This is a genomic window from Natronomonas sp. (assembly GCF_036625485.1).
Lineage (GTDB): Archaea > Halobacteriota > Halobacteria > Halobacteriales > Haloarculaceae > Natronomonas.
Genome location: NZ_JAZKTR010000006.1, coordinates 16946 through 38553, shown reverse-complemented (window position 1 = coordinate 38553; position 21608 = coordinate 16946). Strand labels below are relative to the sequence as shown.

Below are 21608 nucleotides of genomic sequence, written 5' to 3'. Positions count from 1 at the left end.
CCCTTTCCCGCGCGTGGAGGGACTCCCCTGTCAGGACAGGTCGTCGGGGTCGGCCTTCAGGAACTCGCGGGCCACGACCGTCGCGTAGCTACCCTTCGGCAACGAGAACGAGAGCGTGAGCGGGTCCTGTGCGATATCGAGGTCGGTCGTCACGCGAATCGCCCGCCGGGTGCCCGTCGAATCGAACTCGCCGGGCAGGGAGAAGTCGGCGGGTTCGATTCCGAGGTCGTCGAGGACGTCGTGGGCGATATCGGCGGGTTCGCCGTCGCCGAACTCGGTATCGGTGCCGACGAGCGGTGCGGTGACGAATGCACGGCCGCGTTCGCAGTGGCGGGCGACGGTATCGACGCGGCCCTCGTCGACCGTCTGTGCGCGGTCGGGGTCCGGCAGGCCCGCGTCGTCGGCGAAGCAGACCACGTCGCCAGCGACGGGACGGCCGAAGGGCAGGCCACGGTCGAGACGCTTCGAGAGGATACGATTGAAGGCATACGACTGGGCAGCGTTGACGAACATCCGCTGGAGGTTCGTCGGCAGGCGTTCCAGGGCCTCGCGGTAGTCCTCGTCGGTCTCGGCGCCCTCCGCGAGGCGGGCGGCGATGGCCCGCTCGAAGCGGAGACGCCCCGGGAGTTCGTCGAGGGCGGCCTGCCAGTCGCGCGTCTCGCCGATTTCCTCCCGTGCCTCGCGGGTGTTCTCGGGTTCGCGCTCGCTGGATTCACAGACGTACCGGACCGCCGCCGACTCCCAGTCCCCGCGAACGATATCGAGACCGACGCGGTGGGTGATGGGCCGTTTCGACCCGAAGCGCTGCTGGCCGAAGTAGTTCGGGACGGCTATCTCGTCGGCACGGCCCTCGAAATCCGCGGCAAACGCACGGAGTTCGTCGGCGATCTCATCGGCGTTCTCGGGCCGTTCGGCGTCACGAACGACGACATCGAAGTCGTTGCCCGCGAGGTCACCGAAGAGGACGGGCCGGCCCGCTCGGCCGAGAATCTCGATATCGGCGTTGCCGAGGTCGGGTAGTTCCGCACGGTCGGGCAGTTTCACCGAGAACAGTTGTGTCGTGATCGCGTGTTTGTCCTTCGTGCCGGCCCACGAGACGCGCTCGCGGCTGATCTCGAGTTCGTTCGACAGTGTCGAGGCGAAGTCGTTGGTGTCCCACCCGGAGAGTTTCGCCCGGAAGACGAGATGCGGGTACGACCCGCTGTCGGCGTCGACGGGATGGACGTCCACGTCGAAGGATTCGCGTTCGCGAACCCGGAAATCCTCGGGGCGGGCGCGCAGCCGGCCGCCGGTGCCGTCGGCCTCGCTGACGTAGTAGTCGATGCCGACCGCCTGCTCGACGGGGTGGGACTCGCGCATACCACCGGCTGGGCGCCGGTGTGCAAAGCGTCTTACGAGACGGAAGTCAGAAGGAGGGAACGAGGGGGGCCGTTACCTCGTCGGCGTCGTAGCGTTTCCGCTGGCCGCCGTCGGCGCGGACCGTATCGGTGGACGTTTGTCGAGGCATTCGCGGCACCATCGGTTCGATTTCGTCGGACGTCATCTATTCCCCCGTACTAACTACGCATCCTTAAACCTCATGATTGTTAGTGCAGTTCCGGCAATTGCTGCCGGTCGACTCCGTATCGGCGGGGAACCTCGGCGAGGCGGTTACCACGCGGTCAGGGCGTTCCGTCCGTAATCGTAGGCTAATATCCCGAGAAAGGCCAGCGCGCCCGTGATGGCGAAGGCCCCGCCGACGACGAAGACCGAGGCCATGCTCACCTCAACCATCAGCCACCCGGCCAGCAGGGGGCCGATGACGGACCCCGGTCGCCAGACCAACTCGCGGATGCCGAAACTGGCGGCGACGCCGCCGTCCTCGGTGCCTTCGTCGGCGAAAAGCGCCATACTCGCCGGTTCGCGGAAGGAGTCGACGACGCCCAGAAGCCCCGACAGGAGGACGAGCGGGACGTATGCCGGCGGGACCGATCCCAGAATCGGAAGCGAGAGTGGCGTTCCCAGCAGGGCGCCGAGGTCCGTCGAGAACGGGATCGCCAGCGACACCACGCCGTAGGCGCCACCGCCAGCGAAGACGAACATCGCTCGGCCCGTCCGGTCGGAGAGGCGGCCGGTGAACAGTTGGCCGACCATGTTCGTCGCCTTCTCGGCGGTCACGGTCAGCGCGACCGCGGTCGCCGCGACGCCGAGGCCGCCCGAGGCCATCGCAGTCCCGGCGTAGATCGGCACCCACGTCCGGACCATCGTCACCGCGAAGGCGTACTGGAACCGGAAGGAGGTGATGGTCAGAATCTTGCGATTCAATGCGAGGTCCGTGAACGGAAAGCCCTCGACGCGGGTGTCGTCGGCGTCGAGCAGGCCGTAGAGCCCGACCCACGCGATGATCATCAGCGCAACGATACTCATGAAAACCGGTCCGAACCCGACCGCGTCGTAGATGGCGCCGGCCAACAGCGACCCGAGAATCGAGGCCGCAAAGGAGGCAGCGTTCGCCCGTCCGATCGCCTTCGCACGGGTGCCGGTCGTCGCGATCTGGCCGACCAAAGAGAGACTCATCAGCCCCGCGCCGGTCACGACGACGCCCTGCAGGGCCCGTATCGCGATGAACGACGCCGACGAGTCGACGACCGGAAACAGGGCGTACACCCCGGCGCCCGCCGCGAGAAGGACGAGCAGGACCGTCCGCTTGTCGAAGCGGTCGCCGGCCCACGCCAGCGGCACGACGGCGGCCGTCTGGGCGAGCGTGAAACCGGTCGTGTACATCCCGATGATGAAGCCCGCGCTGATGGTCAGGCCCAACACCGTCGTGGCCTGCGGGTCCAGCGTGTTGATATACGTCGGCAGCAGCGTCAGCAGGGTGATAAAGCCGAACCCCTCGGCGAAGCGGGTCAGATAGAGTACCCAGAACTGCAACCGTTTGCCGTCGCTCACGTCCCCTCGTCCGGGGGTTTCCCGAAAGGCGGTTTCGATTCGCCGACGGGGGTTTATAAACCAAGACGCGACCAGCGGCAGTATGTCGTCGCCCAACCCCGACCGCCGATCGATCGAACGCCGCCTGGATGCCGTCGAGCGGGCCATCTCCGAGGACGAACCTATCGACCGCACCGAGCGCGTCGACGAACTCGAATCCCGAATCGCGGAACTCGAAGCGGCCGTCGAGGCACTCCGCGGCTACGTTGGATCGGTCCGCTCGGTCAACGAGGACGTCGAACGCCGCGCCGACCGCGCGCTCCGGAAAGCCGAGGCGCTGGAACGGACCGTGGGGGCAGGACGGCAAGCGCGCGAAGACGCCCCCACGACCGACGCCGACGACGAGGACGAGAAACCACTCCTCGAACGTCTCCGACCGTGATTCGCGTCGTGCTGGCGGTCCTCCTCGGGACGGCCCTCCTCGGCGCCAGCCTGCCCGCCGCCGAGCGAGCCGAACGGGACCGAAACGCCGCGCTCGCGACGAGCGAACTGGACGCGCTCGCGACCGAAGCCGAACTGCTCGCGGCCAGCAACGATCCGGTCGACCCCCGACGCTCACCAGCCACGACGACGGTCACGCTCCGCCCACCCCAGCCGACGTTCACCGACGGCGGCCGACTTCACGTCGCCGACGACCGGCTGGTCTGGGTGCCACGAACGGGCCCGAACCGGACGGTCCGAAGCGAGATTCCGATCCGCGTCGATGCGCCGCTCCGCATCGAGCGCCGGACCGACCTCCGGCTCTCGCTGTACCGGGTCGACGGCGAGTCGGTCGTTCGAATCCGGCGAGCGAGGGTTGAAAAGGCAAGCCGCGGCCAACCGCCCCATGCTGGATAGCCTGTTCGGCCCGACGGCCGACTGCGGTTGTGTCCCGACCGTCGATGACGACCGCCTTCACGTCGACAGCGACGACTGCGCCGGGGAGGGGCGACTCGCCGAAGAACCGGCCTGCCGCGCGACCGTCGTCGCGGCACTGGAAGACCGCGACGTGACGGCCGTGCGAACCCGCGCGTCGGGCTTCGAGCGCGCTTACGAGGACGAGGCCGCGGCTCTGCTCGTGGCCGCCGGGCGCTTCGCCGAGGCCGCGACGTTCCACGATGCCGACCTCGCGACACGCGCCCGCGAGGACCCGCTCGGTGCCGCCCGGGTCGCCTCGGGGCGTGGCGAGCCGCTGGCCTGTATCGCCGCCGAAACTGGCCTCGCGGCGTTTCTCGGTGCCGACTACGAGACGGTGCTCCGGCCGAGCGTCGGGCCGACGGTCGCCAGATCGCGGGTCGCGACCCGACCGCCGGCCGACGCGACGCTGACCGAACGCTACGAACTCGATACCGGCGCGGTCGTCCGCCACTACGCCGGCGAGGGCCTGCCGACCTACCATCTCACCCCCGCGGAACATCGGCTGGATACCGAGGCGACGGCGACGCTGGCGGCGGCCCACGAGCGCCTCGCGGAGGGACGCGTCAGCGGTGGCGAGCGAGCGCCCGGCCGCGCGGTCAGACGGGTCGCCGACCCCGGACAGCCCGTCGAAACGCTGGCGACGGCCCTCGAAAAACACACTCGCGGCCTCGGTGCGCTTCAAGACTGTTTCGCCGACCCGGAGGTCACCGACGCGTTCGTCACCGCGCCGGTCGAGGACAACCGTATCCGGATCCGCCGAGACGGCGAGACGATGCGAACCAACATTCGGCTGACGGCCGACGGCGCGGCCGCCCTCGCCTCGCGGTTCCGGCGGGCCAGTGGCCGGGCCTTCTCGAAGGCCAGCCCAACGCTGGATGCGACCGTCGATGCGGGCGGCCGGCGGGTCCGTGTCGCAGGCGTCACCGATCCCGTCAGCGACGGCGTCGGGTTCACCTTCCGCGCCCACGACGAGTCAGCGTTCCGACTGGCCGACCTCGTCGAAAACGGAACGCTCGACCCGGAACCCGCGGCTCTGTTGTCGGTCACCGTCGAGCGCGGCGCGGCCGTCCTCCTTGCTGGTGCCCGCGGGGCCGGCAAGACGACGCTGCTCGGTGCCCTGCTGTGGGAACTGCCGACGTCGGTCCGAACCGTCGTCATCGAGGACACGCCCGAACTCCCGGTCGAGGAACTTCAGTCGGCTGGCCGCGACGTTCAGCCACTCCGGGTTGCGACCGGCGACGGGGCCTCCATCGCACCGACCGAGGCCTTGCGGACCGCCCTCCGACTCGGGGACGGCGCGCTCGTCGTCGGCGAGGTGCGTGGAGAGGAGGCCAAAGTCCTCTACGAGGCGATGCGGGTCGGCGCGGCCGACGGCGCGGTCCTCGGGACGATTCACGGCGGCGGTGGCGAGTCCGTCCGCGAACGGGTCGTCACCGACCTCGGCGTTCCGGAAACCGCCTTCGCCGATACGGACTTCGTCGTCACGGTGGAGGCCTACGACGACGGCGACGGCCGGACGCGGCGGCTCCGGGCCATCGAGGCGGTTCGGCGGACCGACGATGGGGTCGACTTCGAGATGGTGGCGGACGGCGGCAGCGGTAGTCTCCGCCTCGAGCACTGCCCTGCCATCGCCGACCTCGCAGCACCGAACGAGACGGCCACCGACGTACGGATGGACATCGAGGCACGAGCGGAACGACTGGCTGGATGGACGTAATCGGCCGGTTCGCGGCCCTCTCACCGCGGGAGACGGCACCCGCGTCCCTCGCCGAGGTCGCGCCGCTTCTCGACCGCGACCCCTCGGAACTGGCGGCCGCGGCCGACGTGGTCGGGTTCCTCGTGGCCGTTCCTGTCGCTGTCGTCGCCCTCGTCGCCGGGCGGGTCGAACTCCTGTTCGTGGCCGCCGGTCTTGGCGTCGGCGCGGCCGTCGCCGCTCATGGGTGCGTTCTCGCGGTCGCCAACCTGCGTGAAAGCCGCGCGCTTGGTTCCGCGCCGACGCTCGTCGGGCGGGCGGTCTTACGCACGCGAATCGCCCCTACGGCGGAGGGGGCGGCCGAATTCGCCGCGAAGACCGACGGTCTGCTTGGCGACAGACTCGCCGAACACGTCCGACGGGCGCGGGGCACGTCTCGCTCTGGGTTCGGTGCGTTCGCAGACGCGTGGCGCGAGCCGTTTCCCGCCCTCTATCGGGCGGTAACGCTGCTGGAAGCGGCCGCGAACGCGCCCGACGGCGAGCGGGACCGGGCGCTCGACCGGGCGATGGAGACGGTCCTCGACGGCGCGGAAGACCGCGCGGCCGAGGCTGCCGACGCCCTGCAGGGACCGACGACCGCCGTCTACGCGTTCGGCGTCCTCCTGCCGCTGGCGCTTGTGGCCGTCCTCCCGGCCGCCGGCGCCGCCGGCGTCGATACCGCTCTTCCAGCCATCGTCGCCGTCTACGACCTGCTGTTGCCCGCCGGCCTTTGCTGTGCAGCGGGATGGCTGTTGGCGGCCCGCCCTGTGGCCTTCCCGCCGGTTCCGGTCGGCCGTGAGCATCCCGCAGTGCCGGACCGTCGGTGGCCGCCATTCGCGGCCGGTGCGGCAGTCGCAGTCAGTGGCTGGTTCGCCGCTGATGCCGTCCTACCGTCGTGGACGCGCCCACTCGCGGCCGCCGGGTTCGGCGTCGGAACGGTGTTCATCGTTCGGTTCCGTCCCGTTGTCGCGGTCCGGCGGCGAGCCTCGCAGTTCGACGACGGCCTCCCGGACGCCCTGTATCTGGTCGGCAGGCGGGTGGCCGACGGCGTGGCCGTCGAGCGCGCGGTTGCCGACGCGGCCGCCGACCTCGACGGCGTCGTTGGAGAGACGTTCACCGCGGCCGAACGACGTGGGCGACAGCTTCGCGTGGGCATCGAACCCGCCTTCGAAGGCACGCTCGACGGGATTCCGAGCAGACGTGGCGAGAGCGCCGCCCGACTGCTCGGACTGGCCGCGCGTGAGGGGCCGCCGGCCGGTCGCGCGCTCGTGGAGACCGCCGACCACCTCGACGCGCTCGGGCGGGTCGAAGCGGAAGCGCGCCGCGACCTCGGCCGTGTCACCGCGACGCTGGGCAACACTGGAGCCTTCTTCGGCCCGCTGGTCGGCGGCGCGACGGTCGCGCTGGCCGACAGTATCGACGTCGGCGCGGCCAGTGCCAGCACCGGAATCGACGGGAGCGCGCCTGCGGTCGCCGCGCTCGGACCTGCAATCGGCGCGTACGTCCTTCTGACAGCAGTCGTCCTGACGGCGCTGGCGACGGGCCTTTCACGCGGACTCGACCGCGCGACGGTCGGCTACCGGGTCGGCATCGCCCTGCCACTGGCGACGGCGACGTACCTCGCGGGCTTCGCCGCGACCGCTGCCACGGCCGGGGGTTTATAACCGAAAACGCGGCCAGCAGGCGTATGTTCGACGTTCCCGTCGACGCCTGGTACGTCTATCTCGGCCTCGCGGTCGCCAGCGGGGCGACCGTCACGCTCGCCGGCGCGATGCCCGCCGCCGCGCCGCCCGACGCGAACGGCGCCGCCCGAACCGTCGACAGCGTCGCCGCCAGCGAGCACGCCTCGGTCGGCCGGCATCCGATGGCGGACGCCGACGCCGTTCGAGCCGGTGCCGACACCCTGTCGCTACGGGGGCCGGGCGGGACGGCCCACGCCCGTCTCGGCTACGGTCCGGTCGTCTTCGCCCCCGAGGGAACGCCGCTCGGGCGCGTTCTGCGTGGCGAACCGCCCGAGACGGTCTTCGCATCCCCCGAGAGCTTCGAGCGGGCGATCACCGAGCGGCGGGCGGCCGACCCGACGTGGCACCGCACCGAGCGCCTGCTGGTCAGACGCGTCGCGTGGGAGGGAACCGATGTCGTCCTCGTCGGATAGAGCGCCGGGGTCGTCCCCCGACAGGGGGCAGGTCGAACCGCTGGCGGCGCTGGCGGCTGTCTTCGCGGTCGGCGTCGGACTGAGCCTCTACGCCGGCGCCCTCGACGGGGCGCTCGCGGCGCTGGATGACGACCGGGAGATGGCGCCGACGGCGGCCGACGCCTTCGTCGACGAGGCCGCCTCGTTCGGGGTCGTCGACCCGCGGCTGTCGACGGCCGCCGAGGCGGCCCGCCCGACGGGCTATCGGCTGAACGCGACGCTGTCTGTCGGCGAGCACCGGTGGCAGGCAGGCCCGTCACGGGTGGCGGATGCCGACTGCGTCGAGCGCCGGGTGAGCGCTCGAACCGCGCCGGGGACGGTCCGTCCCGGCCGACTGGAGGTGTGCGTGTGGCCCGCGGCGTGAGTACCGTCCTCGACGTGTCGGTCTGTCTCCTGCTGGTCGGCGCGGCGATGACGACGCTGGCCGTCGGGATTCCGGAGGACGGGCGTCACTCGGTCGACGGTTCGCTCGACGCGGGGTCGGATACCACTGCCAGGACACTGGCAACCGCGACCGTGAGTGTCCCTGTTTCCCGAAATCGGACGGCATACGGGACGCCCGCTGACCACCTCGGACGGGCGGCAGCCACGAACGCGTCCCTCGATGGCGACTCGCTGACGAACGGCGACTACGCCGCCGCGGTCGCCGCGGAGACCACCGCGACGACGGACCGACGCGTCGCCGTCACGGCGCGCTGGGAACCCTATCCCGACGCGCCGCTTCGGGGGACGACGACGGCGGGTGAGCCGCCGCCGGCCGACGCCGATGTCGCGGTCACGCGGTCCGTCGTCGAGACGGGAATCGACCCATCGGAGACGACGCCGAAGTCGTTCGCGGAACTGGCGCGAGCACTCGCAGGGGCGTACGTCGAGTGGCGCTTCCCGCCGGAACGGACTCGCGCCGCGCTGGTCGACGAGCGGACCGCGCCAGCGACGGCCGACCGGTATCGGGCGATGGCGGGGACGCTCGACGTGAACGCCGAGGCGGCGCTGACCGACGCGAGCGCGCGGCGGGCCAACGACCGACTTGCGGCCGCGCTGGCCGAGCGGCTCGAAGCCGACCTTCGGAAGCGGTACGACACCCCGAGAGCCGCCGCCGAAGCGAGTTCGCCCGACCGAGCGGTCGTCGTCGTCCGACGGTGGGATACATGAACGACCGTGCGCGCGTCCCGTTCGCGCTCGTTGGGGTGCTCCTGCTGGTCTCCAGCACGACGCTGACCGCGACGGTCGGCACGGAGGCGCCTGCCGACCAGCCGTCGGTCGACCGGGCGATGGACGGTGCAACGGCCGAATCGATGACCGCGCTCCGAGCGGCGGCCGACGAGGCAGCGACCGAGGCCGCTGCCGCCCCCGTTACGCGCCCGGCGAACACGACGGCGGGCCGGGCGCTGAACGACAGCCAGCCGTTTCGGGACGCGCTCCGCTTGCGGCTGTATCTGGCCGCTCGCGAGCGTCTCGACCCGGTGGCGGTCGAACGGGGAGGTGTCACCGCTATGGCCTCCTTGTCGCCGGTCGAGCCGACGACACGCGGCTACCGCGAGGTCATCGAACGCGTCACGGTCGAACGGGCCGGTACCGATGAGGCGGCTCTACGGGTGACCATCGAGGGGATCACGCTGACGGCGACCAAGGACGGGCGACAAATCACGGAAACGGCGCGGTCGCCTACGTTCGTCGTCGCCAATCCCGCGCTGTTGCTCCACGACAGCGCCGAGCGCTTCGAGCGGCGGGCGACCGCGCCGGTGACCGACGAAGGCGTCGCTCGCCGACTGACGGCGCGGCTCTACCCCATCGCGTGGACCCGGGGCTACGCCCAGCACGGCGGCGCGCCGATAGCCAACGTCGTCGGCACGCGCCACGTCGAACTGGCGACCAACGACGCGCTCGTGGCCGAACAGCGGGCGGTCTTCGGCGCCGCGGACCCCGACGGCCATCGAGGGGTCGCGGCCGCCGGTCGGCGCGTCGCGACGACCGATGCGCTGCTCGGGGGCGGCGGCGACAAGGAATGGGTCGATGCGGTACTACGCGGTGCTGACGAGGTTCGACCGGCCGACTCGGCGAATCAACCTGTCGGGACGTGGCGCGACGAACCGCCGCCCGCGGAGGTCCCCGTCGGCGTCAACCGCTCGGCCGACCACGCCTACGCCGCGGTCGTCGGCATCGACGGCGGTGACAACCTGTCCCGCCGTATCGACCGCGCACACACCGTCGAGGCGCGCGTGGACGTCTCCGTCGACCGGCGAGGCGGTCGGTCGGCCGGTGGCGACTCACCCGGCGACGGGTGGGTGTTCCTCGACGAACGGCGCGAGACGACCGTCTCGCTTGCATCTGTCGATGTGACGGCGGACGATAGGGCGGGCTGGGAGACGCGGCGAACCCGGGCCTTCGACGCGACGGAGACGACGACCGTCACCCGGACGTGGCGCCGAGGGAACCGAACGCGGACGACCGTCGAAACGAGCGAGCGCCGATACCGTGTTACCGTCGCGGTCCGCGCCCGGACTGCGCCCATCGACGACGTGCCGAGCGGCCGACTCGACGGCGCGCTGTCGGCGGCGACCGACCGGGCGACCGACGATGCGCTTCAGGAGGTGGGTGGGTTTCGAACGGCAGCACGAACCGCCGTCACCGACGGGTGGGAGCCGACGACCGCGATGGCGACCGCCAACCGGACGGTTCCGCCGGCCGAAGCCCGAGGCGACCTCCGTTCGCTCCGCGAGGAGACGCGCAACCACACCGTTCGCCTGCCCGCGCCGGCGATCGGTGCCGGACGGGCAAACCCGCCGGCTCGATTGCGCGAGAGCCTCGCCGACCGTCGCGAGGAACTGCTCGGCTCGTCGACACCGTCGGCCGCCGCGCGGACGAAACGAGCGGTTCGGGCCGCATACCTCGACGCGCTGGCGGCCGAACTCGACGCCCGGGCCGCCGACCACGCCGAAACCAACGCCGGCATCGAGGCCGCGCTCGGCGAGCGCCTCCCGGCCGACCGCCTCGACGGCGCGTTGGCGGCCCATCGGGCGGCCCGACGGCCCGACTCGCCCCGCCTCGAAGATCCAGCAGGGAACCTATCGCTTGCTGTCGACACCGGCCCGTCCTATCTCACCACGGGGCCGGTCGCTCGCGACCGCATCGGCGCCCGTGGCGGCGGCGAGGTGACGCCGCTTGCGACCCGGAACGTGAACGTCTTCACCTCACCCCACGACGGCGCCGCCCAGTCCATCGTCGACCGCGTCCCCTATCTCGGGGCCGACCGGGTCGCTCTCTCGACGGCCGCCTCGGCGCTTCGGGCCGCCGACGAAACGCCGGGAACCGACCCGGCGGCCCTCGAACACGAGGTCGAATCAGCCACCGCCTACGTCCGTGGCGAACTCGTGGCCGCGATGGTCGACGAGGGAATCCCCGAGACGGCCGCACGCGAAGCACTCGAAACCGATGCCGGGACCGCCGAGACGGCGCTGGCGTTGGCGAACGGCACGACCGCCGACCGCGCGGCGGTGACCGTCGCCGACAGCGAGGCTGAACGGGACCGGCTCCGCATCCGCCTGCGAACGACGCTCGACGAGGCGCTCGCCGAGGAGGGCGCCCGCCCGCCACGGAGTGTGACGACGCCGATTCCCGAGGACCTCCGTGCGGAGTACAGCGACGAACTGCAGAATCGGGGTGCCGATGTGCTCGAAGCCGAACTCGCCGAGCAGCGCAAGCGTGTTCTCGGAAAGCGCCTCGGCGCGCTGCCGGCCGGCCTGCCGGTCGCGCCGGTTCCGGGCTACTGGTATGCGACCGCCAACGTCTGGTACGTCGAGGCGGGCGGCGAATACGAACGGTTCGTCGTCCGGGCCGACCGCGGCGGGCCGGGGAGCGCCGTCACCTACATCCGGGGCGGCCGGACGGTCCGCATCGGTACACGGAACGCCCGTCTCGGGACCGCCGAACGCGTTCCGGTCCGGGTCTCGACGGCCGTCGTGGTCGTGGTTCCGCCGGGGCCGCGCGGGGTCGGTGACACCGACGGCGTCGCCGACGAACGCTCCTCGGGGTGGCCGCCGTGACGGCCGAGGCTTCTTGGAACCGGCCACGGAACTGGGGGTATGGACGCCGCCACCGCCCTCAAGTCGGCCGCCGCGGTCCTCCACCGGCCGGCGGACATCCTCCCGGCGTACTTCCTGACGCCGGCCGTGCCCGCGATCACGCGAGTCGTCGCGTTCTTCGGCCTCGCGTTCGCGTACCTGTACCTCGAAACGACGGGCCGGCTCGCCCGGTTTCGAGCGGAACTGGCCGCCCGCGATCTCGACCCGCCGCCAGCCACCGAAACGGACCCGGAGGCCTTCGACGCGTGGGTTCGAGAGGTCACCCCGCTCGTCGAGACGGTCGTCACGCCGACGACCGTTGCCATCGTCGCGGTAACGCTACTGGCAACGGTGGTCGTCTCCGTGGTTCTCGCGGCGGTTGCTGCGGCGGCCCAGCTTTCGGCCAGCCACGCGCGACTGCGCTCGGAGCGGGGTACGACGGCTGCCCTCCGCGGTGCCCGCCGCTACTGGCTGTCGATACTCGCCCTCCGCGTGCTGGAGACCGTCCTGTGGCTGCTGGTGCTCGCCGGCGTCGGCCTCGTGGTTGGCGTCGTCTCGCTGGTCTCGCCGCTCGTCGGCGTACTGGTCGTGCTCGCCGCCATCCCGGTAACCGTCGGATTACTCGTCGGAATCCGCCTCACGTTCGTCTTCGCGGCGGTCGCGGTCGTCGTCGACGGTGTGTCGTTCGGTGATGGCGTCCGAAGGGGTCTCGACTTCCTCACTACCAACCCGACTGCAGCCGGCGCGTACGCCCTCATCGCTCTCGCCGGCCTGCTGGTGCTGGGTGCGGTCGCCGGAGCGTTGGCGGTCGGCGGTGCCGGCGCCCTCGTCGGCGTGCTCGGGTTCGTCCTGTTGTCGCCGGGGTTGGATCTCGTGAAAACCGGCTTCTACGCGGACTACCGGGGGACGGTCGACCCGCCATCGACCCCCGAAGCACCGACGAGCGAGCGGCTGAAGGCCGGCCTCTACCGCGGCGTCGACGAACTGTTCGCTTTCGTTCGAAGCAACCCGATATTGCAGGTCGTCTCGCTTTCGGTCGCGCTCGGCGGCTTCGCGGTCGGCTGGGTCGCCGTCGAGCCGTTCCTCGGCACCGCATCGACGTCCATCGCCGAGCGGTTGGCCGACCACGACCCGCTGTTTGCGGCCATCGAGTTCGGTGCGAACAACTGGACGGTCGCGGTGAGTACGGCCTTCGCCGGCCTCGCGCTCGCGGTGCCGGCCGCTATCGCGCTGTTCTTCAACGGGTTCGTCTTCGGCGTCGTCGCCCGCACCGAGGAGACGCTTCCGGAACTGCTGGCCTTCGTCGCCCCGCACGGCATCATCGAGATCCCAGCGTTCGTCATCGCGGGTGCGCTGGGGCTCTCGCTCGGCGGTGCCGGCTGGCTGACTGCCCGGGGCCGGATGTCGGTCGATGCCCTCGCCGACAGCCTCGAACGCGCTTTCTGGGTCGCCGTCGGGTTGGGCGTCCTGCTCGTCATCGCGGCGGTCATCGAGGGCTTCGTCAGCCCGTACTACTACCGACCGTTCCTGTAGGCCGACCCCGAATCGTACTTGAGGGCGGGAACCCGAAGGACGCATATGCTTCACGAAGTCGCCGACGATCCCGGCGCGCACACCCCGGAAGAACTCCACGAACGCTACGAAGCCGAACTCATCGGGGCCGTCGAGGCCCACGGCGTCGAGAAAGTCGCCGAAGAATCCGGCGTCGAGGCCTCGCGGCTCCGCGCGCTGCTGGACGGCGAGACGCCGGAGTTCACCCTCGAAGAGGCCGCCGCCATCCTGTCGGTGCTCGCGGACGCCCCCGACGCCGAAACCATCGCCATGCTCGTCCGCGACGACCTGATGATGGGGATGTCGATGGCGGTCCTCGACGTCGAGGCCGTCGAATCGGGCATCGGCGGCCAACTCGAAGCGAAAGAGATCCAATCGAAGCTCGAAGGGCGGTTTCCGATGAAGCTCCGGGAACTCGCCTTGCTCCACCAGTTCATCGAGAGCAAGAAACGATGAGCGTCGGAATTCTCGGCTGTGGATACGTCGGCCTCGCGCTCGCCCGCCAGTTGGCCGACGACCACGAGGTGGTCGGTGTTCGTCGCTCCGAAGCGGGTCTGGCGGCCGTCGAGGAGACCGGTGCCGAGGCCGTACAGGCGGACGTCACCGATGCAGGTGCGCTCGATGCGGTCCCCGACGTGGACGCGCTGGTGTTCGCGGCGTCCTCGGGCGGCCGTGATGCCGAGGCCGCTCGCCGGGTCTACGTCGAGGGGCTTCGGACCGCCATCGAGGAATTCGGCGCTCGCGACGACTCGCCGGACAGACTCGTCTACACGTCGAGTACGGGCGTCTACGGCGACCACGACGGCGACTGGGTCGACGAGGAGACGCCGCTGGAGCCGACCACGAAGAAGACGACGGTGCTCGCGGAGGCCGAACGCATCGCCCGCGAGGAGGCGCCCGAACACGGCATCGACGGCGCCGTCGCCCGCTTTGCGGGGCTGTACGGCCCGGACCGCTACCGGCTCGAACGGTATCTGGAGGGGCCGGTCACCGAGGGGTATCTGAACATGATCCACCGGGCCGACGCCGCTGGAGTCGTCCGATTCATGTTGACCGAGACCGACGCCGAACTCCTGTTGGCGGTCGACGACGAACCGGTCGACAAGTGGGCGTTCGCCGACTGGCTGGCCGACGAATGCGGCGTCGAGCGGCCGCCCAAGCGGACGAAAGCCGAGCGCCTCGACGACGACCTCTCGGAGGCGGCCCGACGGCGCATCCTGACGAGCAAGCGCTGTTCGAACGACCGGCTCCGCGAGTTGGGCTACGAGTTCGAGTATCCGACCTATCGTGCGGGCTACCGTGACGCCATCGAGGCGTATCGGAGCCGGCAATAGACGGGTTTGGTACCCGAAGTACTTACTTCGGTGCCGAGTTATGTCGGGCTATGCAGCAGACCGCGGCCGAGGACCTACTCGCGGTCGGTGAGGGGGTTCTGGAGGAACTCGGTGGGCCGTCCGAGCAGGCGCTCGTCGCCGTCTCGATCGTCATCGCGATTCTGCTTTTTGCGGTCGTGCTGTGGTCTCGATTCGAACGAACACTCGGCGACGAGTTCGTCGACGCGATCTCCGTTCCGGAGCACATCTGCGTTCTCATGCACCCGAATCCCGATCCGGACGCGATGGGCTCGGCGATGGCCGTTGCGGCGCTGGCCAAGGTCGTCGGGACGTCCGCGACGATACAGTATCCGGGTGAGATACGCCATCCGGAGAACCGGGCCTTCGAAACGGTGTTGGACTGTTCGTTCGAGCGGGTCGAGACGGCGTCGGAACTGGCCGGCGACGAGGTGGTGCTCGTCGACCACAACGAACCACGCGGCTTCGGCGGCGCGGACTTCATCGAACCGTACGCTGTCATCGACCACCATCCCGGAAACGGCGAAGGGGAGGTCTTCACCGACGTGCGCCCCGAACGGGGGGCCTGTGCGAGTATCCTCACCGAGTACCTGCGGGACCGCGGTTGGACGAACGATTCGGGCGGGGATGAACACGCGATCTCGCCGCGGCTGGCGACCGGCCTGCTGTACGGCATCCAGTCGGATACGACGGTGTTCACCCGCGGCTGTACGCCCGCGGAGTTCGAGGCCGCGGCCTTCCTCTTTCCCGCGGCGGACGCCGATTCGCTGGATCGGATCGCCAACCCCGAGATCGACGGGGATACCCTCGAGCTGAAGGCCAAGGCCATCAACGACCGGAAGCAGGAGGGGTCGTTCCTCGTAAGCGATGTCGATACGGTGTCGAACCTCGATGCCCTGCCGACCGCGGCGGAGGAACTCGTCCGACTGGAAGGGGTGACCGTCTCGGTCGTCATGGGCAAAGCCGACGGAACGGTCCACCTCTCGGGGCGGTCACGTGACGACAGGGTTCATATGGGAAAGACCCTCCAGCGGGCGCTGGGGTCGCTTTCGGACGCCAGCGCGGGTGGTCACGCGCGGATGGGCGGCGGACGGGTGGACCTCCCGGTATCGGAGGAGGTGTCGGGCGAGACGGTCGAGCTCGAACCGCGACTCTTCGCGGCGATGAACGGCGAACTGTAGCCTGCCGACCGGTCGGTGGGCGGTCGTCCGCCAGCGTGCTTTTGTGTCCGACCCGCCTATCGCGGGTATGGCGACGAAATCGGCGACGTGGGCCTATCGTGACCGCTTCCACGAGTCCTTCGGTCGCACCTATTTCCGGCGGTTCGCTGACTGTCTCGTCTCGTCGGTCGGCGTCGGGACCTATCTCGGCGACGCGACCGACGAAGCCGACGCGGCCTACCACGACGCCCTCGTCGAAGCCCTCGAAAGCGGCATCAACGTCGTCGATACCGCGGTGAACTACCGACACCAGCGCTCCGAGCGGGTGGTCGGCGAGGCGATTCGGGACAGTGATATCGACCGCAATGCCGTCATGGTCTCGACGAAAGGCGGGTTCGTCCCCTTCGATGGCGAGCGGCCGGCCGACGCCTCCGCATACGTCGAATCGGAGTTCCTCGATTCCGGCGTCGTCGACCGCGAGGACCTCGTGATGGGCAACTGCCTCTCGCCGGACTTCCTCGATTGGAGCCTCGACCGGTCGCTTTCGAACCTCGGGTTCGACTCCATCGACCTCTATTACGTCCACAATCCGGAGGCCCAACTCGCCCAGTTCGACCGCGAAACCGTCTACGAGAAACTCGAAGACGCTTTCGTCCGCCTCGAAGAACGCGCCGAGGCGGGTGATATCGACCACTACGGCGTGGCGACGTGGGAGGCCTTCCGCGTCCCGCCGGACCACGACAAGTACCTCTCGCTGCCCGAGGTCGTCTCCCGGGCCCGCAACGCCTCGGACCGTGCGGGCACGACTGCGACGCACTTCCGGGCGGTCCAGTTGCCCTTCAACGTCCACATGGCCGACGCCTTCACCCTCGAGGCTCACGAGGGTGCCGACGGGAAACAGAGCGCGCTGTGGTTCGCCAGCGAGGCCGGCCTCGACGTCTTCACCTCGGCGTCGCTGCTGCAGGGTGACCTGACGAACCCGACCGAGATTCCTGAGGCCGTCGATTCCCGCCTCGCGGGCGATACGGCCGCCCAGCGCGCGCTCAACTTCGCCCGGAGCGCCCCCGGAGTCACCTCCGCGCTCGTCGGGATGGGGTCGCCGGAACACGTCGCCGAGAACGTCGGCGCCGGCACCTTCTCGCCGATGGGTGCGGACGCCTTCGATAGCGTCTTCCAGTAGACTGATACGTCGGCGTCGGATACGGGGCGATATGCGCCGCCGTCGCTATCTCGCCGCGCTCGGAACCGCCATAAGCGCCGCAGTAGCCGGTTGTAGCGGCGGCCAATCGACGGAGACAGGGACGCCGACACCGGTTCCGACGCCCTCCCGCGAGGACCTCGTCGCCGAGTACCGCTCGCAACTCGACGAGCGGGACATCGACGTTCAGACCATCGAGTGGGACGGGACCACTCTGGGTCTCGAATACTACAGCGACGCCGGGAGCACCTCGGCGTTCCGCGAGGAGGTCCAGCACGTCGCCGTCGCGGTCGCCAACTCCTATGGCCGGTACTACGGGATCGACATCGACCGTTTCGAGACGACGGCCTACGCGTACAACGACGACGTACTCGGCGAGTTCTACGTCGAGGCCGCATGGGTCGAGCAGTTGGGTGACCGGGAGATAAGCGAGGACGAGTACCTCCAGCGCGTGCGGGATACCGTCGAATCTATCTGAATCGGAATCGGTGGTGTTGGGGGTCGAATCCCACGACAGCGGCACCCACAGCGGGGTCGGTCCGAGCCTTTCAAACGGCGGCCAATCGAAGGCCGGATGTGTCCCGTCGAGAACTGTTCGGGTCCCTCTGTGCGATGGTGTTTCTGGTCAACCTCGCACGGGTGGTCTTCGCGCCGATCGTCCAGCCAGCGGCCGCCGACTTCGACGTATCGGCGGCCTCGCTGGGCGTCGTCACCAGCGCGGCGTGGCTGGGAAGTGCGGCCCCGCGACTGCCGACCGGCTATCTGCTGACCCGCGTTTCCCGACACCGGGTCGTCGCGGCGACGGGGACGCTTCTGGTCTTCACCTCGGCGTTCGCCGCGCTGTCGCCCTCGGTGACGCATCTGGCGGTCGGCGCGTTCCTGATGGGTCTCTCCAGCGGGATGTACTTCATCGCGGCCAACCCGCTCGTGAGCGAACTCTTCCCGGAAAGAGTGGGGAAAGTCATCGGCGTGCACGGTATGTCGAGTCAACTCGCGGCCGTCGTCGCGCCGCTTGCGGTCAGCGCGATTCTGCTCGTCGGCGACTGGCGGACGACGTTCCTCTTCATCTCGGCGCTCGCGGCCGCGGCGACGGCGTTTCTGGTGTTCGCGGCCCGTCGGGCGGACCTGCCGAAGGCGGGAACGGCCGACCGGAGTCTCATCGAGGCGGGCCGTGCCCAGTGGCCTATCATCCTCACGGGTATCGCCTTCATCGGTGCTGCCGGCTTCCTGTGGAACGGGCTGTTCAACCTCTACGGTGACTACCTGGAGGTCGTCAAGGGTATCGACCCGGCGACGGGCCGGACGCTGCTGTCTTTGATGTTCGCCGCGGGCGTTCCGGCGTTTCTCATCACGGGGCGGCTCGCCGATCGGGTACCGAACGTCCCGCTGCTTTTGGCCATCGTCGGGAGCTTCGCGGTCTGTGTCCTCGCGTTGACGCTGGCGGAGGGCGTCTACGTCGTCGCGGTGGTCAGCCTCGTTCTGGGCTACGTCATCCACTCGTTGTTTCCCGCGGTCGACACCTACATGCTGGCGTCGGTGCCGGACCGCCACCGGGCCAGCGCCTACGCCCTGTTCTCGTCGTCGATGATGCTGGTGCAGGCGCTCGGGTCGGGCAGCGTCGGTATCGCCGTCTCCCGCGGCGTCAGTTACACCGTCGCCTTCCAGACGCTGGCCGGCGTCCTCGGCATCATCGTCGTCGGCCTGTTCGGCCTGTATAAGGCTGGATGGCTGCCGGCCGGTGGGGCGGCGCACAGGGCCGCTGGCGAGCCGAGCACCGCCAGCCAGCCGGAACGTTAACGGCGCCCGCAAGCGGACGCCCGTACATGTTTACCGCCGACGAGTTGGCCGGTATCGTCGACCTCTTCGGGGCGTTGACCCGCGAGGAACTCGATGCGGCCTGCTCGGAGTTGGCCTACCGGCGGGGCGAAGCACCGCCGGAGGACGACATCGAAGAGGCGCTTTCGGCCTTCGCGCTCGTGCGGTTCGAGGCCGACGACGACGAACCGGAGGAACTGCTGGCACCGGGGCCGGCGGCCTTCCCGACGATGCCCGACGGCGCCGAGGACCTGCCGCACATCCTCGATACCGAAACGCGGGTGGTCGACCGGGCTGACGTGGCGCGGGCCGCCGAAGAGCGCCTGCGGACCGAGGCCGCGCAGGCGGTCACCGCCGGCGACGCCGAGCGGGCCGACGAACTGCTGGATGTCAGCTACGACATCGAGGCGTGGGGCGGCGTCGACCTCTCGGATATCCGCGACCGACTCGACGACGCCGACAACAAGACAAACTAAGAGCGCCCGGCCCGACATGGCGAATATGGACTGGGAGCGGGTGATGGCACACGAGGCGGTCGCCCTCGACGGCGGGGAGCGAGACGCCGCCGTCCTCGTGCCGATCATCACCCGCGACGATGGCCACTATCTCGTGTTCACCAAGCGCGCCGACCACCTCGGCGAACACCCCGGCCAGATGAGTTTTCCCGGCGGCGGCCACGAACCCAGCGACGCGGACCTCGAAGCCACCGCCAAACGCGAGGCTGACGAGGAGATCGGCCTCCGGCCCGAGGAGGTCGAGGTCGTCGGCCGCCTCGACGACATCCCGACGGTGACCGACTACCGGGTCCGCCCCTTCGTCGCGCGGGTGCCGGACCGCGAATACACGCCCGACGAGCGGGAAGTGGCCGAGATCGCGGTGCTGTCGCTGGACGATCTGACCGACCTCGACAACTACGAATCCGAACGGCGGGACCACCAGCACTACGGCCCGCTTCGGATTCACTTCTTCCGCGTCGACGGCTACACCGTCTGGGGCGCTACCGGTCGCATGCTAGTGCAGTTCCTGGAACTGGCGACCGACTGGGAGATGCCCGAAGAGGTCGACCGCGTGGTCGACCCCGACGCAGAGTTCCCGGTGTGAGGGTCCGAGGATGCCGGGAGGCGGATTCGGGGCGGCCACAAAACGTGGGGTTTATCCGTTCGCTAGAAGGAGTATGTTGTACTATGGCCAAACGAGGAAAGACCGGGAGCGCCGGCCGATTCGGCGCACGATACGGGCGTGTTGCCCGCCGCCGCGTCGCCGAGATCGAAGAGGACATGCAATCCGCGACGGTCGACGGCGACAAGGTCAAGCGCGTCGGCACGGGCATCTGGGTCAACGAGGAGACCGGCGAGAAGTTCACCGGTGGCGCCTACCAGCCCCAGACGCCCGCGGGCGAGACCGTCACGCGCTCGATCCGCGCCGCCATCGGCGACGAGGGAGCCGAGGAATAACGACGCCCCATGAGCTACAAGTGTTCCCGCTGTAAGCGCGACGTCGAACTCGACGAGTACGGCGGCGTCCGCTGTCCGTACTGCGGCCACCGCGTCCTCCTGAAGGAGCGGAGCCGCGACATCAAGGAAGTCGACGTTCAGTAGCGTGCACACCGCCGAGTTCGTTTTCCGATACGACAGTCCCCGAGCGGCCGCGCTGGTCGCCGCGGCCATCGACCAGGAGGCGGGCGAGATCGACGGCGGTCGCTCGTCGGCGACGGTCCGACGCGAAGGCGAGGCGGTGTACGTCGACGTCGACGCCGACGACCTCGTAGCGTTGCGGGCCGGCCTGAACACGTGGAGCACGCTCGTGGAGGTCGCGGAACGGAGCGCGTCGGCCGGCGGCGTGGCCCCGCGCGAGCGCTGAGGCCGAAAGCATGGCTTTTTCAGTACTCATCCCGACGCGTAGCATATGCAGGGTAACCTACCGCCTGAAGCCCAGGAGAAAATCGAAGAACTCCAGGACCTTCAGGAGACCGCACAGCAGGTCGCACAGCAGAAACAGCAGGCTGAAACCCAACTGCAGGAGTCCAAGAACGCGCTGAACACCCTCGACGACATCGAGGGCGACACCCAGATGTACCGCGAGGTCGGCGAACTCCTCATCGAGACGGGCTATGACGAGGCCTACGAAGACCTCGAAGAGAAGGTCGACAGCCTCGAAGTCCGCACCGAGACCCTCGAAAAGCAGGAAGAGCGCGTCCAAGAGCAGTTCGAGAGTCTGCAGCAGGAACTCCAGCAGATGCTGGGCGGCGCGGGCGGCGGCGGCCCGATGGGGCCCGGCGGTCCGGGCGCCGGCGGCGACTAAGCCGTGACTGACGCGGAACCGACCGACGAGGAGATCGTCGAGGCCGCCTCGGACGCCGCCGAAGGCGTCATCCTCGACCGCTACAAGCAGTCCGACGTCGAGGACATGGACGTTACCGTCCGGTTCGAAGACGGCACTCTCGACGTCGACGTCTACCTCAACGCCCCCGAAGAACCCGACCCCGCCGTCGTGGCACAGGAAGCCGTCGAAGCGGCCGAAGCCGCGGTCGACGAACTCTTCGCGGACGCCTGATACGGACTGTTGTAGTCTTTGACCGGACATCGCCGGTCCGCACGGCGATGTCCGATCAATCGTTACAACACTCCGTCTGAGGTCCCTTTCTTTCTATCGACGCCCGCGCCGAGAAGCGGCGGCTC

25 protein-coding genes are annotated in these 21608 nt (G+C 69.6%); 22 read left to right on the top strand and 3 right to left on the bottom strand.

All coding sequences use genetic code 11. The features are described from left to right. Nucleotides 1-30: 30 nt before the first annotated feature. The 3 genes from truD to V5A53_RS01610 form a co-directional block, all read right to left on the bottom strand. Complete coding sequence (gene truD / locus V5A53_RS01620) at nucleotides 31-1359, bottom strand: tRNA pseudouridine(13) synthase TruD (protein ID WP_332311812.1); 1329 nt, start codon at nucleotides 1357-1359, stop codon at nucleotides 31-33. Between the two features lie 46 nt (nucleotides 1360-1405). After that, a complete protein-coding gene (locus V5A53_RS01615) occupies nucleotides 1406-1543 on the bottom strand; it encodes a hypothetical protein (protein ID WP_332311811.1) in 138 nt (45 codons plus the stop codon). Between the two features lie 107 nt (nucleotides 1544-1650). Further along, entirely contained in the window at nucleotides 1651-2931 is a 1281-nt protein-coding gene (locus V5A53_RS01610) for an MFS transporter (protein ID WP_332311810.1), read from the bottom strand. An 82-nt stretch (nucleotides 2932-3013) separates the two neighbouring features. On the opposite strand from V5A53_RS01610, the gene V5A53_RS01605 reads away from it, so the two are divergent. The 22 genes from V5A53_RS01605 (at nucleotide 3014) to V5A53_RS01500 (ending at nucleotide 21483) form a co-directional block, all read left to right on the top strand. After that, entirely contained in the window at nucleotides 3014-3352 is a 339-nt protein-coding gene (locus V5A53_RS01605; protein WP_332311809.1) for a DUF7310 family coiled-coil domain-containing protein, read from the top strand. After that, on the top strand, nucleotides 3349-3807 hold the full coding sequence (locus tag V5A53_RS01600) for a DUF7311 family protein (RefSeq protein WP_332311808.1): 459 nt from the start codon (nucleotides 3349-3351) through the stop codon (nucleotides 3805-3807). The genes V5A53_RS01605 and V5A53_RS01600 overlap by 4 nt, the downstream gene beginning before the upstream one ends. Further along, entirely contained in the window at nucleotides 3797-5584 is a 1788-nt protein-coding gene (locus V5A53_RS01595; protein ID WP_332311807.1) for an ATPase, T2SS/T4P/T4SS family, read from the top strand. The genes V5A53_RS01600 and V5A53_RS01595 overlap by 11 nt, the downstream gene beginning before the upstream one ends. Further along, nucleotides 5575-7263, top strand: coding sequence for a type II secretion system protein (locus V5A53_RS01590; RefSeq protein ID WP_332311806.1), 1689 nt, complete (start codon nucleotides 5575-5577; stop codon nucleotides 7261-7263). The genes V5A53_RS01595 and V5A53_RS01590 overlap by 10 nt, the downstream gene beginning before the upstream one ends. Before the next feature lie 23 nt (nucleotides 7264-7286). Continuing rightward, nucleotides 7287-7754, top strand: coding sequence for a DUF7283 family protein (locus tag V5A53_RS01585; RefSeq protein ID WP_332311805.1), 468 nt, complete (start codon nucleotides 7287-7289; stop codon nucleotides 7752-7754). Further along, the gene (locus V5A53_RS01580) at nucleotides 7735-8157 is read left to right on the top strand and encodes a DUF7285 family protein (protein WP_332311804.1); all 423 of its coding nucleotides are present in this window, start codon (nucleotides 7735-7737) and stop codon (nucleotides 8155-8157) included. The genes V5A53_RS01585 and V5A53_RS01580 overlap by 20 nt, the downstream gene beginning before the upstream one ends. Then, complete coding sequence (locus V5A53_RS01575) at nucleotides 8142-8945, top strand: DUF7284 family protein (RefSeq protein WP_332311803.1); 804 nt, start codon at nucleotides 8142-8144, stop codon at nucleotides 8943-8945. Before V5A53_RS01580 ends, V5A53_RS01575 begins: the two co-directional genes overlap by 16 nt. Beyond that, nucleotides 8942-11836, top strand: coding sequence for a DUF7286 family protein (locus V5A53_RS01570; protein WP_332311802.1), 2895 nt, complete (start codon nucleotides 8942-8944; stop codon nucleotides 11834-11836). The genes V5A53_RS01575 and V5A53_RS01570 overlap by 4 nt, the downstream gene beginning before the upstream one ends. A 39-nt stretch (nucleotides 11837-11875) precedes the next feature. Continuing rightward, nucleotides 11876-13387, top strand: a complete 1512-nt coding sequence (locus tag V5A53_RS01565; RefSeq protein ID WP_332311801.1) for a stage II sporulation protein M — start codon at nucleotides 11876-11878, stop codon at nucleotides 13385-13387. A 45-nt stretch (nucleotides 13388-13432) separates the two neighbouring features. Further along, a complete protein-coding gene (locus V5A53_RS01560; protein WP_332311800.1) occupies nucleotides 13433-13861 on the top strand; it encodes a DUF5791 family protein in 429 nt (142 codons plus the stop codon). Further along, nucleotides 13858-14739, top strand: a complete 882-nt coding sequence (locus tag V5A53_RS01555; protein ID WP_332311799.1) for an SDR family oxidoreductase — start codon at nucleotides 13858-13860, stop codon at nucleotides 14737-14739. The genes V5A53_RS01560 and V5A53_RS01555 overlap by 4 nt, the downstream gene beginning before the upstream one ends. A gap of 50 nt (nucleotides 14740-14789) precedes the next feature. Continuing rightward, nucleotides 14790-15938, top strand: coding sequence for a DHH family phosphoesterase (locus V5A53_RS01550; RefSeq protein WP_332311798.1), 1149 nt, complete (start codon nucleotides 14790-14792; stop codon nucleotides 15936-15938). 67 nt (nucleotides 15939-16005) lie between these two features. Continuing rightward, on the top strand, nucleotides 16006-17097 hold the full coding sequence (locus V5A53_RS01545; protein WP_332311797.1) for an aldo/keto reductase: 1092 nt from the start codon (nucleotides 16006-16008) through the stop codon (nucleotides 17095-17097). 31 nt (nucleotides 17098-17128) lie between these two features. After that, the gene (locus V5A53_RS01540; protein WP_332311796.1) at nucleotides 17129-17593 is read left to right on the top strand and encodes a hypothetical protein; all 465 of its coding nucleotides are present in this window, start codon (nucleotides 17129-17131) and stop codon (nucleotides 17591-17593) included. Between the two features lie 98 nt (nucleotides 17594-17691). Continuing rightward, nucleotides 17692-18912, top strand: a complete 1221-nt coding sequence (locus V5A53_RS01535; RefSeq protein ID WP_332311795.1) for an MFS transporter — start codon at nucleotides 17692-17694, stop codon at nucleotides 18910-18912. Between the two features lie 26 nt (nucleotides 18913-18938). Next, the gene (locus V5A53_RS01530; RefSeq protein ID WP_332311794.1) at nucleotides 18939-19406 is read left to right on the top strand and encodes a DUF7109 family protein; all 468 of its coding nucleotides are present in this window, start codon (nucleotides 18939-18941) and stop codon (nucleotides 19404-19406) included. Nucleotides 19407-19431: 25 nt separating this feature from the next. Then, nucleotides 19432-20031: an NUDIX hydrolase gene (locus tag V5A53_RS01525; protein ID WP_332311793.1), complete on the top strand. Its 600-nt coding sequence runs from the start codon at nucleotides 19432-19434 to the stop codon at nucleotides 20029-20031. 83 nt (nucleotides 20032-20114) lie between these two features. After that, on the top strand, nucleotides 20115-20384 hold the full coding sequence (locus V5A53_RS01520; protein ID WP_332311792.1) for a 50S ribosomal protein L37ae: 270 nt from the start codon (nucleotides 20115-20117) through the stop codon (nucleotides 20382-20384). Between the two features lie 9 nt (nucleotides 20385-20393). Beyond that, the gene (locus V5A53_RS01515) at nucleotides 20394-20528 is read left to right on the top strand and encodes a DNA-directed RNA polymerase subunit P (protein ID WP_015408900.1); all 135 of its coding nucleotides are present in this window, start codon (nucleotides 20394-20396) and stop codon (nucleotides 20526-20528) included. Nucleotide 20529: 1 nt separating this feature from the next. Beyond that, nucleotides 20530-20790, top strand: a complete 261-nt coding sequence (locus V5A53_RS01510) for a KEOPS complex subunit Pcc1 (protein WP_332311791.1) — start codon at nucleotides 20530-20532, stop codon at nucleotides 20788-20790. A 45-nt stretch (nucleotides 20791-20835) separates the two neighbouring features. After that, nucleotides 20836-21231 carry a prefoldin subunit beta gene (locus V5A53_RS01505; RefSeq protein WP_332311790.1) on the top strand — a complete coding sequence of 132 codons (396 nt, stop codon included), beginning with the start codon at nucleotides 20836-20838 and terminating at the stop codon, nucleotides 21229-21231. A 3-nt stretch (nucleotides 21232-21234) separates the two neighbouring features. Next, nucleotides 21235-21483, top strand: coding sequence for a DUF3194 domain-containing protein (locus V5A53_RS01500; RefSeq protein WP_332311789.1), 249 nt, complete (start codon nucleotides 21235-21237; stop codon nucleotides 21481-21483). The last annotated feature ends 125 nt before the right edge of the window (nucleotides 21484-21608 follow it).